A 459-nucleotide genomic window follows, 5' to 3' on the forward strand; every position below is an offset into this window, starting at 1 on the left:
TGTCAAAGCTAAGTTGAAATGTCGTAGTGGCAGCTAAATAGAAATGTCGCATTTCAGTGGTTTTTAACCTTCTTATAGACTGCTTTTTTGCTTGGTTTTAAAACGATTTGTTCGGGTTCGTTCCAAGTTTTCGAGGTTTTCTCTATTGCGTCGTTAATGTCTTTTCGACCCATCGCGCGCTGCGTCTTTGTCCCGGGTTCGGCATGCTTTGATCTGGGTGCTTGTCCCTGATTGGTTCTCGATGGAGAGCCCGATGCGCGGCGGTTGTCGCGGTTTTCCTGCATCGTTTGGGCAATCAGCAAGGCATGTCCAAGCCGCTTATTCTCAACCACCGCACCCTGATCCACAAAGGACAGTCGATCATAAGTCCTGTAGGTCAGGGTGGTGCCGTTTGCTTGGATCTCGATGTCGCCGTTTGGATATTCAAATACATCGATATATTTATGGATCAATGCGCGG

The 459-nt window shown here is 47.7% G+C and carries 1 pseudogene; it reads right to left on the reverse strand.

From position 1 onward, the window contains the following. Window positions 1-53: 53 nt before the first annotated feature. A pseudogene (locus WM40_RS27390) lies at window positions 54-459 on the reverse strand (ISNCY family transposase); the annotation flags it as partial.

The sequence above is a fragment of the Robbsia andropogonis genome (assembly GCF_000970345.1).
GTDB lineage: Bacteria > Pseudomonadota > Gammaproteobacteria > Burkholderiales > Burkholderiaceae > Robbsia > Robbsia andropogonis.